General features: G+C 40.0%; 14 protein-coding genes. 4 read left to right on the plus strand and 10 right to left on the minus strand.

The genetic code is table 11. From position 1 onward, the window contains the following. Window positions 1-454 precede the first annotated feature (454 nt). A complete protein-coding gene (locus H4J59_RS13625) occupies window positions 455-1399 on the minus strand; it encodes a LysR family transcriptional regulator (protein ID WP_182240220.1) in 945 nt (314 codons plus the stop codon). Between the two features lie 140 nt (window positions 1400-1539). On the opposite strand from H4J59_RS13625, the gene H4J59_RS13630 reads away from it, so the two are divergent. Genes H4J59_RS13630 through H4J59_RS13645 form a run of 4 tightly spaced genes read left to right on the plus strand, consistent with a single transcriptional unit; the run spans window position 1540 to window position 8415 of the window. After that, window positions 1540-2706 (plus strand): efflux RND transporter periplasmic adaptor subunit, encoded by a 1167-nt coding sequence (locus H4J59_RS13630; RefSeq protein WP_182240222.1) that lies wholly within the window; start codon window positions 1540-1542, stop codon window positions 2704-2706. Between the two features lie 9 nt (window positions 2707-2715). Next, window positions 2716-5868, plus strand: coding sequence for an efflux RND transporter permease subunit (locus H4J59_RS13635; RefSeq protein WP_182240224.1), 3153 nt, complete (start codon window positions 2716-2718; stop codon window positions 5866-5868). 28 nt (window positions 5869-5896) lie between these two features. Beyond that, on the plus strand, window positions 5897-7339 hold the full coding sequence (locus H4J59_RS13640) for a TolC family protein (protein WP_182240649.1): 1443 nt from the start codon (window positions 5897-5899) through the stop codon (window positions 7337-7339). A gap of 14 nt (window positions 7340-7353) precedes the next feature. Then, window positions 7354-8415: a zinc-binding dehydrogenase gene (locus tag H4J59_RS13645; RefSeq protein WP_182240226.1), complete on the plus strand. Its 1062-nt coding sequence runs from the start codon at window positions 7354-7356 to the stop codon at window positions 8413-8415. Window positions 8416-8712: 297 nt separating this feature from the next. Here the strand turns inward: H4J59_RS13645 and H4J59_RS13650 are convergent, their stop codons facing one another. The 9 genes from H4J59_RS13650 to cysE form a co-directional block, all read right to left on the minus strand. After that, window positions 8713-11124: an EAL domain-containing protein gene (locus H4J59_RS13650; RefSeq protein WP_182240228.1), complete on the minus strand. Its 2412-nt coding sequence runs from the start codon at window positions 11122-11124 to the stop codon at window positions 8713-8715. A 284-nt stretch (window positions 11125-11408) separates the two neighbouring features. Next, on the minus strand, window positions 11409-11747 hold the full coding sequence (gene fdx, locus H4J59_RS13655; protein WP_182138331.1) for an ISC system 2Fe-2S type ferredoxin: 339 nt from the start codon (window positions 11745-11747) through the stop codon (window positions 11409-11411). A gap of 4 nt (window positions 11748-11751) precedes the next feature. Next, the gene (gene hscA / locus H4J59_RS13660) at window positions 11752-13626 is read right to left on the minus strand and encodes a Fe-S protein assembly chaperone HscA (RefSeq protein WP_182240230.1); all 1875 of its coding nucleotides are present in this window, start codon (window positions 13624-13626) and stop codon (window positions 11752-11754) included. Between the two features lie 102 nt (window positions 13627-13728). After that, on the minus strand, window positions 13729-14256 hold the full coding sequence (hscB, locus tag H4J59_RS13665; RefSeq protein ID WP_182240232.1) for a co-chaperone HscB: 528 nt from the start codon (window positions 14254-14256) through the stop codon (window positions 13729-13731). A gap of 27 nt (window positions 14257-14283) precedes the next feature. Further along, the gene (gene iscA / locus H4J59_RS13670; RefSeq protein ID WP_182233520.1) at window positions 14284-14607 is read right to left on the minus strand and encodes an iron-sulfur cluster assembly protein IscA; all 324 of its coding nucleotides are present in this window, start codon (window positions 14605-14607) and stop codon (window positions 14284-14286) included. Between the two features lie 14 nt (window positions 14608-14621). Beyond that, a complete protein-coding gene (gene iscU, locus H4J59_RS13675; protein ID WP_182233519.1) occupies window positions 14622-15005 on the minus strand; it encodes a Fe-S cluster assembly scaffold IscU in 384 nt (127 codons plus the stop codon). 18 nt (window positions 15006-15023) lie between these two features. Further along, window positions 15024-16238 (minus strand): IscS subfamily cysteine desulfurase, encoded by a 1215-nt coding sequence (locus H4J59_RS13680; protein WP_182190766.1) that lies wholly within the window; start codon window positions 16236-16238, stop codon window positions 15024-15026. Between the two features lie 29 nt (window positions 16239-16267). Continuing rightward, on the minus strand, window positions 16268-16777 hold the full coding sequence (iscR, locus tag H4J59_RS13685) for a Fe-S cluster assembly transcriptional regulator IscR (protein WP_182233517.1): 510 nt from the start codon (window positions 16775-16777) through the stop codon (window positions 16268-16270). Window positions 16778-17033: 256 nt separating this feature from the next. Beyond that, complete coding sequence (gene cysE, locus H4J59_RS13690) at window positions 17034-17843, minus strand: serine O-acetyltransferase (protein ID WP_182233516.1); 810 nt, start codon at window positions 17841-17843, stop codon at window positions 17034-17036. Window positions 17844-17863 lie beyond the last annotated feature (20 nt).

Below are 17863 nucleotides of genomic sequence, written 5' to 3' on the forward strand. Positions count from 1 at the left end.
ACTATTGATATTGCGTTAATTCAACAGCAGATCTTGTTCACAACACCTTGTTATGAACAAGATAAATTCGATACTTTTCAAGCAAACATGAGTTATGTTTGCTATTTATACTCCAAATGGTAGATGTTTTTCAGGACCACTTGAAGCACTTCATCAAGTTGAAAAGTCTCAATTCGTCAATCATACGTGAAAATAATATGAGGTTGATGATACCCCACACCTCGCCAAGAAAGATTATCTATTGCCGCCTAAGCTGAACCATGTTTATAGATAGACCATCAAACGACCGAAAACACGCGGGTTAATGCTTCATGCCTATCAAGTTCTGACGACTCCCATGCAGGTGATTAGCGTCGAGCCACCTTTATCACTATAGGGTTAGTTGATATGCCACACACCCAACAATGATTAAGCTATAAAATTAACCTTTTTTATTTATGTAAATTATTTTCAATTAGCCTTGATATAAATGCTCAAAATTTGGAATGTTACTTTCCCAAATAGGTGTGCTTTTACCAATATATTCTCGAACCGCATCAAAGAATAGTCGCGTTCTTACTGGCAGATCTCGATGAGGATATATCGCATACATGGCGCTATAATCTGACAATTTTATATCTGTCAGCAGAGGGACTAACTGTCCATCAGCAACTTCATTGCCAACGGTCAACGCTGGCACTACCACAAATGCAGTGCCAGACAGCGCTTTTAATAACAATACCTCGGCATCATTCGCTCGAAAGATACTTTTTATAGTTTTTTCACGCCTATCGCCATGTTGATCAATCGTGCTAATACTCGTGACTCGTAGCGAATTACTGGTATAGCTTGCCGCCGGCAATAGTGCGAGTTCATCGATAGTTTTCGGCATGCCATAGGTTTCGATAAATTCGGGTGACGCCAAAATAATCATGCGATTACGGGCCAGTTTTCGGGCAATCAAGGTCGAGTCTTTAGGTTCGCCAATACGAAAAGCCAAGTCAAAACCTTCTGCAACAATATCCATCACACGATCATCTAAACGTAGTTCAACTTCAACTTGCGGAAAACGTTTTTGAAAATCATTGATCACAGGTTGTAAGTATCGCTTAGCTATGATGGTTGGCGAGGTAATTTTTAATACCCCTCGTGGTTCTTGATGATAATTTTCCGCCAACCTAACGGTTTGTCCAAGTAACTCACGCAGCTCCCGAGATTTTTTTATCATTTCAGCACCCGCAGCAGTCAGTGAAAAAGACCGGGTTGTTCTATTTAATAGCCTGACACCCAAATCATCTTCAAGTCGGCTAATTTGTTTTGAAATAACCGAGCGGTCAATGTTCCTGCTTTGCGCTGCGCTGGTAAATGAGCCCAATTCGACCACATCTAACAACATTAATAACCGGCTTGTTGTATCCATTATTTATTCCGTACCACACCCATTGGTGCAATTTTGGCACTAATGTATTTAAAAATCTATACTTTTTATCCACAAGTTAGTTCCGTATCATGCCGACCATAAACTTAATTAGTATTATTGCCAGCAAATAGAGTATCAATATGAGTAAAAACATTATTATTGCCGCCATCATTACCCTCAGCTTAGCGATAGCGGGTTGTGCTGATGAACCTGCGCAAACAGCTGCACAGCAGCCATTACAACCAATCGACGTAGCGGAAGTTTTAATTAAACCGGTACAAAGCTGGCATGTATACACTAGCCGCTTAGAATCTCCTGAAGAAGTTGCTTTAATGCCACGTGTTTCAGGTGTTATTGATCGCATCGCTTTTAAAGAAGGTGATGAAGTAAAGCAAGATGATTTACTATTTCAACTTGATGACCGCCCTTTTGCCGCAGTTGTTGCTAGCTTAGAAGCACAAATTCTCAGTGCAAAGGCCGCATTAGGTCAAGCGAAAAGTGAAGCTAAACGTGCTATTCGCTTAACTGAGCGCAATGCCATCTCAACAGAGCAAGCTGAGTCTCGTACCTCGATTTTACATCAACGCCAAGCACAGTTAGTTGCATTACAAGCACAACTAACTTCTGCTCAACTTGACTTAGAATTTACCGCTATTCGTTCACCTATCAATGGTGTTATTTCACGAGCAAATATTACTCGTGGTAACAATGTGTTAGCTGGTCAAAGTGTTTTAACGTCAATTGTTTCAAATCATGAAATGTATGCTTATTTCGATATTGATGAACGCACGTGGAATAGCTCATTTTCTGATGTGACGGCAGCAAGCAAACAACAAGTTGTTATGCAAAAAGTAGGACAACAAAACTTCGCACATGACGGCTACATTAACTTTATTGATAACCGTATTAACGCTTCAACGGGTACCTTACGTGTACGTGCTATTTTTGAAGATGGCGAACAGTTACGTTCTGGCTCTTTTGCCCGTATCAAGTTAGCGGCTAATGCCATTACCAAACAGATTATTATTCCTGAACGCGCTATAGGTACAGATCTGAAAAATCGCTTTGTACTGACCGTTGATGAGAACAACGTGCTGGTATACAAGCTAGTTGAAACTGGTGAGCGTTACGGAAAACTCCGTGCTATTACTTCTGGTTTAAATAAAGGCGATGTTATTGCTGTTAACGGCCCTGCTCGTGTAGGTCCTGGTATGCCAGTTAACCCGACAACGGTAACGATTGATACTACAGATATCGCATTTACCTTGTCTGCAACTGACGATGTTAGCCTTGTCGCTAAATACTAAGAGCTTATCATGAATTTTTCTCACTTTTTTATTCAACGCCCCATTTTCGCGGGCGTATTGTCACTCATTATTTTGCTCGCTGGTGGTATTTCATTATTCCAACTGCCGATCAGTGAATACCCAGAAGTTGTACCACCAACGGTTGTGGTAACAGCTAGTTACCCGGGTGCAAACCCAACAGTAATCGCCCAAACAGTAGCAACGCCGCTTGAACAAGAAATTAATGGTACTGAAAACATGCTTTATATGTTTTCACAAGGTACTAGCGATGGCCGCATGACACTAACGGTGACTTTTGCCTTGGGTACTGATTTAGACCGTGCACAAGTCCAAGTACAAAATCGAGTAAACAGCGCCTTGCCGCGTTTACCAGAGGAAGTACAACGCCTTGGTGTGGTTGCAGAAAAATCATCACCTAATTTAACCATGGTGGTGCATTTATATTCACCTGAAAAAAGCCACGATACTGCCTATTTATCTAACTATGCTGATTTACATATTAAAGATGAAATTGCCCGTTTATCTGGCGTTGGTGACATTCGCTTATTTGGTGGCGGTAAATACGCAATGCGCGTATGGCTTAACCCAGATGCGCTTGCCGCTCGTGAATTAACAGCCACTGATGTGGTAACAGCATTACGTGTTCAAAACCAACAAGTCGCTGCTGGTAGCTTAGGCGCCCAACCCATTTCTAACGACAGTCAATTTCAAATACTGTTGAACGTTAAGGGTCGCTTAAATAGTATTGCAGAATTTGAACAAGTCATTGTTAAAGTGGGTGATCAAGGCCAGTTAACACGTTTGTCTGATATTGCTCGCGTTGAATTAGGTCAAGACTCATACTCGCTTCGAGCTGAGCTTGATAACCAACCTGCATTAGCGATGCCTATTTTCCAACGCCCAGGTTCAAATGCCATTGAGCTTTCTGATCAAGTACGTGAAACCATGGCGCGCTTATCAAAAGACTTCCCTACTGGTGTTGAATACGACATTGTTTACGACCCAACGGTATTTGTTCGCGGCTCTATTGACGCAGTTATTACCACCTTATTAGAAGCGATTGCCTTAGTTGTTATCGTGGTGATTGTATTTTTACAAACATGGCGTGCCTCTATTATTCCATTAATTGCCGTACCTATTTCATTAATTGGTACCTTTGCGGTAATGCAATGGTTAGGCGTATCAATTAACACCTTGTCTTTATTTGGTTTAGTACTCGCCATCGGGATTGTGGTAGATGACGCCATTGTGGTCGTTGAAAACGTTGAGCGTAACATCGAAAAAGGTTTATCTCCGCTTGAAGCAACCCGTGTTGCGATGAGCGAAGTAACGGGTCCTATTATTGCGATTGCCTTGGTATTAAGTGCAGTATTTATTCCAACCGCTTTTATTACCGGTTTATCTGGTCAATTTTATAAGCAATTTGCCCTGACGATTACTATTTCCACCATAATTTCAGCCTTTAACTCACTGACATTATCGCCAGCATTAGCGGCACTATTATTAAAGCCACATGATGCAAAACCAGATGCATTCACTCGCTTATTAAATACCTTATTCGGTCGTTGGTTATTTAAACCCTTCAACCGTGTGTTTAACCGTGGCGCTAAAGGCTATGAAAAACTAGTACAGAAGCTTATCCGAATGACGGTTGTTGTTATGGTGGCTTACTTCGCCTTAGTGGGCGGAACCATTAAGTTATTTGATACCGTACCGGGTGGCTTTATTCCACAACAAGATAAACAGTATTTAGTCGCCATTGCACAACTACCTGATGCTGCCAGTCTTGATCGTACTGAAGATGTGCTGACGCAAATGCAAAGAATTGCCTTAGACGTACCAGGCGTGGCACATACTGTAGCTTTTCCTGGCTTATCAGTAAACGGTTTTACCAACAGTCCGAACAGCGGCATTGTATTTACGCCGCTTGATAGCTTCGATAAACGTACTGACCCAAGCCAATCGGCTATGGCGATAGCAGCGCAATTGAATCAACGTTTTGCTGCCATTGATGAAGCATTTGTTGCGGTATTCCCGCCACCGCCAATTCAAGGTTTAGGCACAACAGGTGGTTTTAAACTGCAAATTGAAGACCGAGCTAATAAAGGTTTTGAAGCCTTATTTAACAGTCTACAAAAGGTTATTGGTAAAGCGCAACAAGACCCTGCATTAATGGGCCTTTACTCAAGTTTTCGTATTCAAGTACCACAAATGGATATTGATATTGACCGTGAACAAGCGCTTATTCAAGGTATTCCATTGAATGAAGTCTTTGACGCCCTGCAAATTTACTTAGGCTCAGTATATGTAAACGACTTCAACTTGTTTGGCCGAACTTACCAAGTAAACGCCCAAGCCGATGCAGATTTTCGTTTAGACCCAGATCAAATATTAAACCTAAAAGTACGTAATCGTGCCGGTAACATGGTGCCATTAGGCTCAGTATTAACCGTAACACCGACTATTGGTCCAGACCGTGTTATGCATTACAACGGCTATCCAAGTGCCGAGCTTAATGGTAGCCCCGCGCCAGGTTATAGCTCAGACCAAGCACAAGCGGCCATTGAAAAAGTGCTTGCTGACAATTTGCCAGCCGGTATTGAATATGAATGGACCGATGTGACCTATCAGCAAGTACTTGCCGGTAATACGATGGTTTATATCTTCCCATTAGTTGTTTTATTAGTATTTATGGTGCTTGCCGCTCAATACGAGAGCTTGCGTTTACCATTGGCGATTATATTAATTGTACCTATGACCATATTTTCTGCCTTACTTGGGGTCTGGTTTGTCGGTGCCGATAACAATATATTCACCCAAATAGCATTAATTGTGCTGGTGGCCTTGGCCTCGAAAAATGCGATATTGATGGTGGAATTTGCTAAAGATAGACACGACTCAGGCTTATCACATTTAGAAGCAATACTTGAAGCTTGTCGTATGCGTTTACGTCCAATTTTAATGACTTCAATTGCCTTTACTGCGGGTGTTGTGCCATTAGTGTTAGCCACCGGTGCTGGTGCAGAAATGCGTCACGCCATGGGTAACGCAGTATTTTCGGGCATGATTGGTGTCACAGTGTTTGGCTTATTATTTACACCGGTATTTTATATGTTAGTGACTAGCAAGAAAGCGAAAGCGCAGGAAATAGCTCATGACTAAACTGAAACCAGTGAAATCAGTAAAACCTATGCAATTAGTAAAAACGGTTAAATCAGTAAAGTTTAACACTAGCCTGACTGCCACGGCGATATTAGTAGCAGCGTTTTTATCCGGCTGTGCAAGTAAGATTGATCTTGCCAGTGAGCAAAACCTGGTCAGTGAGTTTGTCGCTAAAGCGAATATTGCAGGCGATTTTGGCGGCGAACTCAATGCGAATTTAACTGGCGTGGATGAAAAAAACTGGTGGCAAAAGCTTGATTCAAGCCAACTAAACCAGTTAGTTACTGATGCGTTAGTCAATAACCACAACTTACACACTAGCCAATTAACGCTGAAAAGTGCTTTAGCACGATTAGGTGAGCAAAAAGCACAGTATCTACCGCAAGGTGGTGTTGAAATTGGCGCTCAGCGTAGTGGTTTAGGTGAGACAAATAGTCGTCAATCAAGTGCGAATGTTGCGCTAGATTGGCAACTGAATTTATTTGGCCGTATTACTGCCTTGGTTGATGCTGCAAATGCATCGGCCATGAGCCAAGCCGAAAAAGTGCGTTTATTACAAATAGAAGTAGTTTCATCAGTCGTTAAAGGTTTTGTAAGTTATCAAGGCAATGTAGAGAAACAACGTATTCTTACCTTGCAAATAGAAGCCTTGACGCAAAGCATCGATGTGCTACAAGCACGTGTAGATGAAGGTGTTGCAAACGATCTTGACTTAAACCGCACCATGGCGCAACTGAGACAACAACAAGCATTAATGCCAGCAATTGAATACGCTAAGTATCGAGATTTATCGACTCTCGCTGTTTTAACGGGCCGTTTAGCGCAAGAGCTGAAGTTAAGCAACGAGCAAGCTATTTTAGAATATGAATTTAATGTTGCATTAAATGAGCCTAATAAAGCGATTGCACTACGACCAGACATTAGCCGAGCACTTTATGACTTTAGCCAAGCAAATAGCTTAAGTATTTCAGCTAGCAAAGCACTACTGCCTGACATTAGTTTAACGAGCTTTGTGGGTGTCATCAGCATAGGTAGCAATGATTTTAGTAATACCCAACAGCAATGGCAAGTGGCGCCGCAATTACAATGGTCATTACTGAGTTACCCGGCTTTGTTAGCACAGCGCGATGCACAGCAATTTTTAACTGAGGCGGCGTATAGTGATTACCAACAAGTGGTGCTAAGTGCACTGAGTGAAAGTGAACTTTCTCTGCAATTATTGGTCAACCAAGCGCAGCAAAAATATTTTGCTGATGAACGCTATCTCTTTGCTAATAAAGCATTTTTACAAGCCCAAGCCATGTACGAAGAAGGTCAAATACCTTACTTAGAGTTGTTAGATGCGCGTCAGGGTGTTTTAATAGCGCAAGAAAATGCTGTTGATTCAACGATTTCCTCCTTGCTCGCTAAAGTAAATGCCTACCAGTCATTTAACGGGCAATGGAGCTATGCGTTAAACAATACTAAATAAGTCGAGTTATATTAATGCCAAACACTGATATTTTACGTGAAAACATTGTCTCGAAAACTAATGTCGATAAAACTATTGCCGCAAAAACTATGCGAGCCATTGTGCTACCCGAAGCTAATGAAGATATTCGATTAGAGAATATTGAGCTAAGCGTGCCTCAATGTAGTGACAATGAACTGTTAATAAAAGTTGAATATGTTGGCCTTAATCCCTTGGATGCGCAATACGCTAAAACTGGATTTTGTCATTGGCAATATCCGCATGTGCTTGGTTTAGATGCTGTAGGTATTGTGGTTGACGCGCCAAAAGGGCTTTATCCTAATATTGGTGCACGTGTGATGTGGCATGCCAGTATGGGCGAGCATGGTGTACTTAGTGAATACGCCAAAGCCCCCAACTATGCGGTATCGGTAGTACCCGACAATATAAGACCAGAACAAGCAGCAACACTGCCTTGCGCTGGCATGACCGCACTAATTTCACTTGATAAATTACAAATTGCTCAAGGTGATACGTTATTAGTTGAAGCGGGCGCAGGTGCTGTTGGCCAAATAGCGATTCAATTTGCCAAACTACGCGGTGCTGATGTATTTACCACAGCAGCAAAATGTAATCATAAATTAGTGAAGGCTTTAGGGGCTGATGTTGTCTTTGATTATAAAGATAAAAAACTTTGCGAGAAAATTCGTCGAGAATTAGGTCCGCAAGGTTTTGATGCGATATTAGATTCTATCGGCGGTGAGACTACCGCTCGTAACATCGAATTAATGCGTTTTTGTGGTCGTATTGCCTGCTTAAAACCTTTGCCAAATTTTGAGCATGAATTGCTGTTTAGAAAGTCGCCGAACATTAGTATTGTCTCACTTGCTGGTGCATGGTTAGCCAATAGTTTATGTGCACAACAACGGATGAGTTTTATGAGTAATTTACTGCTTGAGAGCTTAGCGAAAGGTGATTTAGTGGTACCAGAAGTTAACCTAATCGAATTTAATTCCGAGCATATTTCTGCGGCACTAAACAAACAATTAGCCGGCGGTTTTACCGGTAAACAAGTAGTGAAGCTCAATACTGCTTAACGATATTTCTGCAAGATATTGCTTCAAGATATGACTATAAGGTGTTGCTTAAAAATATTGATAGCCTAACTCAATACTTACCTAGCATTACCTTAAGTTAGCCGTATCGGCAATCGGCATTAAGCCATTTAAAGTTATACCAATTTCATTAATTAGGTGGTCTACTTTATACGCAGGAAAAATGGCCAAATATAAGATATTTATTTTAATAACTAGTTGCTCTAATTATTAAATAAATAACGCAGTAGTTGGTTATGTTAACCAGTAAAAATGATCAGATAATTAGTGAGATTGGTATTAATATCCTCTGTTTAAAAGGAAACGTTTAAAGTCAGTATCAAGTAGCGGTTTTGCAATATAATAGCCTTGCCCTAAATCACAGCCAATTTCTTTAAGTTTTTGATATTGCTCTGCCGTTTCAATACCTTCAGCTGTGGTTTTTATATTCAATGCTTTAGCTAAATTAACCACAGCGTCTAATATCAAGATCTTACTGCTCATTTCATTGATGTCATCAACAAAGCTTTTATCTATTTTCAAATAATCTAAAGAAAATTGATGTAAATAACTCAGCGATGAAAAACCTGTACCAAAATCATCCAATGCTACTGGAATATTAAGACGTTTCAAAATATCTAAATGTTTTTTCACTGCATCAACGTTCAGAATTAAACTTTCTTCGGTAATTTCTACACATAATCGCTCGATGATCTCTGCGCATTCTAGATGCTGTGTTTGCATATAGTTAATAAAGTCTTGTGACGCAAAACCTGATGTTGACACATTAACACTAAGCTTAAATTTTTCTGGTAGCCAATCAGCCCAAAGCGTTAGGTTACTCACCGCCAGCTTCAGCATATAAAGATCAAGCTGTACTATTTGCCCTGATCTTTCTAAAATAGGAATAAAAATATCTGGAAACAAAAGCCCTAATTTAGGATGCTGCCAACGTACCAAAATTTCAGCTCCAATAACATCACCAGTATCAAAATCAATTAGCGGTTGATAATTGCCGATAAACTCAAGATTTTTAACTGCATGATCGAAATCGTACTCAACTTTAACATTGGTTGATTTATTTTTTTCTTCAAATGCTTCAAAAAAGACATACTGATTACGACCTTTGAGCTTGGCTTGGTACATAGCATGATCAGCATCAATCAATAATTGATCAGCACTCTTACTCGCATCACTATAAATTGCGATGCCAATACTGACACTACTAGAAATATTCAAACCATCGATAGTGAAAGCCCCTGATGTCGCCTCGATAATACTTTCAGTTATCCGACAAATAGTCTCATAATCAATATTACCATCAAGCAGTATGGCAAATTCATCTCCACCTAAACGTGCCAATGTATCTGTGTTTCTTAAGGTTGTCGTTATTGATTGTACAATAGCAATAAGTAACTTATCACCAACATGGTGACCATAAGTGTCGTTAACTTGCTTAAATCTATCTACATCGATAAACAGTATGGCTAAATTGTCTTGGCGATTATTCTGACAATGTAAAAACGCATGTTGAATTCTATCTTTAAAAAGCGATCTATTAGGTAAGTCTGTCAAAGGGTCATGTAATGCTAAAAACTGAAGCTTCTGCTTAGCTGCCATTCTGTCAATGGCATTATGGATATGTTTCGCGACAAAAGATAACAGTTGTTTATCTTTTTCTTGGAATAAAAAGTCAGTGCTATAACTTTGTACAACGACAATACCTTTGTTATCGCCTTTGCCAAAAGGCACACCTAACCATGCTTTGGGTATGCTCCCTAAAATATAGAGCTCTTTATTATCAAGCATACTTTGAATATCTTTTTCATATAATAGAAAAGGTTTATCTTTTGACAGGGTATAACCTGTAATACTTAAATGCTGTGGATCAATAGCCACTTGTTCAAATATCTTTCCTTGATCTAACTCGTCAACAATATCTTGGTCAAGTTCGTCTACCGCATAAGGAAATTCAATTGTTTTACCGTTATCTTTGAGTAAGGCAACGAAAAAGTTTTTTGCAAAAGTAATACGTCCAATACATTGATGTAAACTCCGATAAAAATCACCCATAGTTCTAGTGGTAAAGGTAAGTTCTGTAATCTCAAATAGGGCATCTTGAATTTTATTGGCATATTCTAAATTTTCAATCACCTCTTCCAAACCATCAACTTTGATGATTTGAGATATTTTCATTGCAGCAAGAGAAGCTAATGCGGTCAGTGTTCTCAGGTGATATTCAGTGTAAAAACCAACCTTTGCATTTTCGGTGTCAATAACACCTAATAATTGCTCTTTAAATAAAATAGGAACCGCTAACTCTGATAGCGTGGTTTCGTCATCAACAATATATCCGTCAAATTCTCGAGTATCTTTTACTAATATTGGTTGCTTAGTTGCCGCAACCTTGCCAATAACACCTTCATTAAAAGGAATAACTATCGAGTTAGACGAAGTGTTTCTTATTTCAATATTACTGCTTTTATCACGGTTGAAGGAGGTTTTCTTTTCAAAGCCCGACATGCGACTTAAGGTTTCCCCCCCAGCATCTAAAGTGTAAATAACGGCATCGTCAAAACCGAGCTTTTCAACAATATTTTGTGCTAAATACTGCCAAACTTCATTTGGGGTGTTTAATAATAAAATATCAGTAGCAAACTGATTAGTGATGATTAAACTTTTTATCGTTTGTGATTTAGATAGTACTGACAATTTTATGATGCCTAGAAGTTATTTAACAAATATATACCTGTGTATTCAGTTATTTCAACAGGAAAATCTCCATTAATTAGAGCAAACTTTTAATCAGCTGTCTATTTATCTAGGTAATAAAAAGTTGACGAGCCGATTAGCTATCAAAGTAAAAAGTCAAACCAAAGTCTCTGTCTATTAAATAGCATTCGTTGTGCAATCTTGTAACAATGGGCGATTAATGCGATCAAAAAAGGGTAATAACCGCATGGTTATTACCCTTAAATATTTATAAAGTGAATTATTTAGTGCGTTTCAGAGACCATATTAACGGTGTACTTAGGAATTTCTACCACTAAGTCTTCATCGCCCACTAATGCTTGGCAACCTAGGCGTGATTCAGGCTCTAAACCCCAAGCTTTATCAAGCATATCTTCTTCGAGTTCATCGCCCTCTTTGATAGAGTCAAAACCTTCGCGAATGATCATGTGACACGTGGTACAAGCGCACACTTTCTCACATGCATGCTCAACACCAATATCGTTTCTCAGTGCTACGTCTAATACGCTCTCGCCTTTTTCGGCTTCTACTACTGCGCCTTCTGGGCAAAGATCTGCGTTGGGTAAAAATATAATTTGTGGCATTTGACTAAACCTCGTCTACTGAATGGCCAGATAATGCTGTTCTTATAGATGAATCCATCCTACGTTCAGCAAATGTGGCGGTGCTATTATTTAATATCGCTATTGCCGCTTCAACTTCATCGGCATTACCTGTTTGGCTTATTTGTTTCAGCGCAGAAATAGCGCTGTCTATTTTGCTGATTTCCGCTGTATTTAATAAAGCGCTATCCGCAAGAAGCGCCGCTTGAATCGACTCAATCACTTGTGACGCTTCAACTTGCTGCTCTTTCAACATCCTTACTTGCATGTCTTGCTCAGCATTTTCCATGGAGTCTTTTAGCATGTTAGTGATTTCATCTGCTTCTAAACCAAAACTTGGTTTGACCGTGATGCTCGACTCAACACCGGTTGATTTTTCCATCGCTGATACTTCTAACAAACCGTCTGCATCTACTTTGAAGGTGACACGAATATGTGCAGCACCAGCGGTCATTGCCGGAATACCACGAAGTTCAAATCGTGCTAATGAACGACAATCATCAACTAACTCACGTTCACCTTGTAATACATGTAAAGCCATCGCCGTTTGACCATCTTTAAAGGTGGTAAATTCTTGCGCTTTAGCCACTGGAATGGTGGTGTTGCGCGTAATAACCTTCTCAACTAGCCCACCCATGGTTTCTAAACCTAATGATAAAGGAATAACATCAAGTAGCAAAATATCGCTCTCTGGCTTATTACCCGCCAAAATATCAGCTTGAATAGCTGCACCTAAAGCAACAACTTTATCAGGGTCAATTGAAGTTAAAGGTTGTCGTTTGAAAAAACCTTCAACCTCTTGACGCACTAAGGGTACACGGGTGGAACCACCAACCATTACCACTTCAATAATATCACTAATGTCTAGCTCTGCATCTTTAACAGCTCGACGACATGCTCGCAGTGTTTTCTTTACTAATGGCGCGATCAACTGCTCAAACTCAACTCGGGTAAAAATGTTGGTCCAAGTTTTTTCATTGGCAAGTGTTAGTGATATTTCAACACTGTCACTGTCTGACAATTGCTCTTTAACAAAGCAAGCTTGCTGGGTTAATTGTCGTTCCATTGAAGTAGACAAAGGGCGAACTAAGCCCGCTTTATTGATCAGATGTTCAACCAGCATGCCATCAAAGTCATCACCACCTAGCGCAGAATCACCACCGGTAGCTAACACTTCAAATACACCTTTATTGAGACGTAATATAGAAATATCAAAGGTGCCGCCGCCTAAATCATAAACCGCAACAACGCCTTCTTGTTTTCCTTGATGTTCAGTGTCTAAACCATAAGCAACTGCGGCGGCTGTAGGTTCGTTAAGTAAACGTAAGACATTAACACCGGCTAATTTTGCCGCGTCTTTCGTACTATGACGTTGTGCATCATCAAAATAAGCCGGCACGGTAATAACTACACCCGTTAGTTCACCGCCTAGCGATAATTCAGCTCGTTTCACTAAAGTTTTAAGTATTTCGGCTGACACTTGTACCGGATTCACTTCTCCGGTGCGAGTTGCTATTGAGGGATGGTTTTCATCACCAGAAAAAGCATACGGCAGTGAGGCATATTTTGTCGTTATATCAGCTTTAGAGCGGCCAATTAGGCGCTTTGCTGATACGATAGTATTTTCAGGGTCACTCACGGCTAACGCTTTTGCGTCATGACCGACAAGTATACCCTTGCTTTGATAACTGACCACTGACGGTAAAATATCAGCCCCGTTATCATCAACAATAGTTTCAGCTAGGCCACTTTTTACGCTAGCAATTAAAGAGTTTGTCGTACCAAGATCAATACCCGCCGCAAGGCGGTGGGCGTGAGGAACTGTACTCTGCCCTGGTTCAGCGATTTGTAATAATGCCATTGTAAAAGCTCGTTAGGTATAGTTTTACGAATTTTGTATTAACAACTACATTGTTTTTTCATAGAAAAATCAATGTAGTTGTTAACGTCTTAATTTTACAGTTTAGTCGTCTAGCAATAACTCTTCGAGCTTATCTAGCTCAACATTAAGCTTTTGATAAAACTTAAGTTTTCTTAAGTTATCGCAAGCTAAGCCATTGGATTCTAGCGTATTTTCTGCCAATTGACTTTGCAGCTGATTAAAGAGTTGCTGGAATTCTGCTTCAAACACTTGTGAAACGTCAAACACAGCTGCATCAACATCATCAGCATGCTTAACTTCGTCTAGCATTTCTCGCAGTTCCATTTGATGCATTAAAAAACTCACATCACCAAAAGAAGCCTGCTCGTTAGGCATGCTAATACCGCGCAATTCTAAGAGATATTGCGCGCGTTTTAGGGGTTTTTTTAGCGTTTGGTAGGCATCGTTAATCAAGGTTGATTTTTTAACGGCTAGCATTTGCTCTTGGTTTGAACCATGTGCAAAGCGATCAGGATGTACTTTTTTTTGTAATGTTTGATAAAGTGTTGAAAGCTTATTCAGGTCAATAGTAAACTGAATTTCTAAACCAAATAACTGAAAATAATTCACAACAACTCCAGTGAAATTAATCGCTCATTAAACATTAAAACTTTCACCACAACCACATGCGCCTTTGGCATTTGGGTTGGTGAATTTAAAGCCTTCGTTCAAACCTTCTTTAATAAAATCAAGTTCGATACCATCAAGATAAACTAGGCTTTTACCGTCAATAATGATATTAACATCATTAATTGAAAACATTGAGTCGTCGTCATTTAGATCATCTACAAATTCAAGTACATAAGCTAAACCAGAACAACCCGTTGTTTTAATACCTAATCGTAGACCGAGGCCCTTGCCCCGGTTTTCGATAAACGATTTTATCCTGTCAGATGCAGCAGGTGTCATCGTTACACTCATATTACGTCTCCAGCTTAACCTTTATGCTTACTACGGTAATCTTCGATTGCCGCTTTAATTGCGTCTTCCGCTAAGATTGAACAGTGAATTTTCACTGGCGGTAATGCAAGTTCTTCAGCAATCGCCGTATTTTTGATTTGGCCGGCTTCATCAATTGACTTACCTTTAACCCACTCTGTTACCAATGAGCTTGAGGCAATCGCAGAGCCACAGCCGTAAGTTTTAAATTTCGCGTCTTCAATAATGCCGTCCGCTGAAATTTTAAGTTGTAACTTCATTACGTCACCACATGCAGGTGCGCCAACCATACCCGTAGCAACTTGTGTGTCATTCTTATCAAAAGAACCAACGTTGCGTGGATTTTCATAATGATCAATTACTTTTTCGCTATAAGCCATAATATTTCTCCTAGCGCTCTAGTGAGCAGCCCATTCTATTGAGTCTAAATCGATACCGTCTTTGAACATTTCCCAAAGCGGTGACATGTCACGTAAATGGCCAATTGCCTTTTTAATCAGGTCAATGGCATAATCTATTTCTTCTTCTGTAGTAAAACGACCGAAACTAAAACGAATTGAGCTGTGCGCCATTTCATCATTTAACCCTAAAGCTCGAAGTACGTACGATGGCTCTAAACTTGCGGAAGTACAGGCTGAACCTGAAGATACTGCTAAGTCTTTTAACGCCATGATAAGCGATTCACCTTCAACAAAATTGAAACTGACATTTAAGTTACCTGGATAACGTTGGTCAAAATCGCCGTTAACAAAAACTTGTTCCATGTCGTTTAAACCAGCCCATAAACGATCACGCATTTTAGTCACGTGTATTGCGTCTTGTACTAGTTCTTCTTTTCCAATTCTAAATGCTTCACCCATACCAACAATTTGGTGAGTTGCTAGTGTACCTGAACGCATACCACGTTCATGGCCGCCACCGTGCATTTGTGATTCAAGACGAACACGAGGTTTACGACTAACATAGAGTGCACCTATGCCTTTTGGACCATAAATTTTATGGGCAGAAAATGACATTAAATCCACTTTTAAAACTTGTAAATCAATTTCAATTTTACCGGCACTTTGCGCAGCATCAACATGAAAAATAATTTTACGTTCGCGACACATTTCGCCAATGGCCGCAATATCTTGAATCACACCAATTTCGTTATTAAGGTGCATGATACTAACGAGAACAGTGTCTTCACGCATGGCGTCTTTTAATTTGTCTAAATCAATTAAACCATTGCTCTCAGGATCAAGGTAAGTTACTTCGAAGCCTTGACGCTCTAACTCGCGACAAGTATCTAGTACGGCTTTATGTTCTGTTTTACAGGTAATAATATGCTTACCTTTTTTACTGTAAAACTTAGCGGCACCTTTAATACCTAGGTTATTAGACTCTGTTGCACCTGAGGTAATAACAATTTCGCGTGGGTCGGCGTTAATCAAATCAGCAATTTGATTACGAGCGATATCAACCGCTTCTTCCGCTTGCCAACCAAATTTGTGTGAACGTGATGCCGGGTTTCCAAAAAAACCATCAGTAGTCATATATTGCATCATTTTTTCAGCAACACGTTTGTCTACCGGTGTTGTCGATGAATAATCAAAATAAATGGGAAGCTTCATTAATTAATAATCTCCAGTTGAACCAGCTATTAATGCCAGTCATTCATAATATTGCGAGTAGTAATTAAGGTCTCTAACGAAGGGGATTTGCGAGCTTTCGCTGTAGCTTCATCTTGTCGTTGTGACACTATTTTTACATTTCGTTGCTCGACGAGCTCGGCAAGTGAAATGCCTTTTAAAAAGTCTTCAATTCTGTCGCTTAAATCAGTCCATAAATAATGCGTTAAGCATTGCTGACCATCTTGACAATTACCTGTGCCACCACATTTAGTGGCATTGATACTTTCGTCAACAGCATTGATAACATCAGCAATGGTAATTTTCGCTGAACATTGTCCTAACCGGTAACCGCCACCTGGCCCACGAACACTATTGACGAGTCCGTATTTTCTAAGCCGTGAAAAAAGTTGCTCTAGATATGATAATGAGATACCTTGGCGCTCAGAAATATCAGCCAGTGGAACAGGTCCTGTTATCGCATGAATAGCTACATCGAGCATTGCTGTTACAGCGTATCGGCCTTTAGACGTCAATTTCATATATTACCCCTATCAATTAGTTGGCAATTTTACATCTCCCTACAAATTAGTCAACTAAATACCCGACTGATTTACTCAAGTATTTTACGCGCCTTTAATTATTAATCAATACGAGGGAAGAAACATTAAAGTTTATATCGCTCTAATGTTTAATAACCTCGGAGTGAAAGTAAGGCTGGACTGGAAATTTAGTATCGATAGCTAAGCTACATACTTGTTTACAGCAAAATGACCTCTAGCTGCAAATAAACGGGAACTAAATTGCTGGATCAAAAGATTCTTTTGCGCTTTCTCGACGTTTTGCTGCCGCTTTCTCATCTTCGTCAAACTCACCCACCCTTAATTCAGGTAGCGCTTCTTGACAAACATGACCACCAAGCTGATTAACCTCTCGACATAAATCAGAAACTTTATTTTCCATTAAATGTATATGGTCAAGTAAACGACCTATCGCTTTAGCGACGGGATCTGGATTATCAGTAGCCACCGCATAAGCATCAAAGCCATATTTCTTTGCCACTTTCTCACGTTTTTCAGCGGCACTATCATCCTTTTTAGCGTTAATAATGCGAGCGGGAATGCCAACAGCTGTACCGTTTTCAGGCACATCTTTTACCACAACGGAGTTGGAGCCTACCTTGCCATTCTTACCAATGGTAATTGGACCTAAAATTTTAGCTCCGGCACCAATAACAACATTATTCATTAAGGTTGGATGGCGTTTGCCTTCTTTCCAACTTGTACCGCCTAACGTAACCCCTTGGTATAAAGTGACATCATCACCTATTTCAGCAGTGCCACCGATGACAACACCCATACCGTGGTCAATAAAAAATCGCCGACCAATAGTCGCACCTGGGTGGATCTCAATACCCGTTAACCAACGAGAAAATGTTGAGAGTGATCGCGCTAACCATTTACAATTAAATTTCCACAAACGATGACTTAAACGATGAAACCACACGGCGTGCAGGCCAGGATAATTTGTTAAAACTTCAAAAACATTACGTGCGGCAGGATCTCGGTCAAATACACTATTAATATCTTCTTTCATGCGGTTAAACATACCACGTTCCTTAATTCTCT

Source organism: Colwellia sp. MB02u-10 (assembly GCF_014077185.1).
In the GTDB taxonomy this organism is placed as follows: Bacteria; Pseudomonadota; Gammaproteobacteria; order Enterobacterales; family Alteromonadaceae; genus Cognaticolwellia.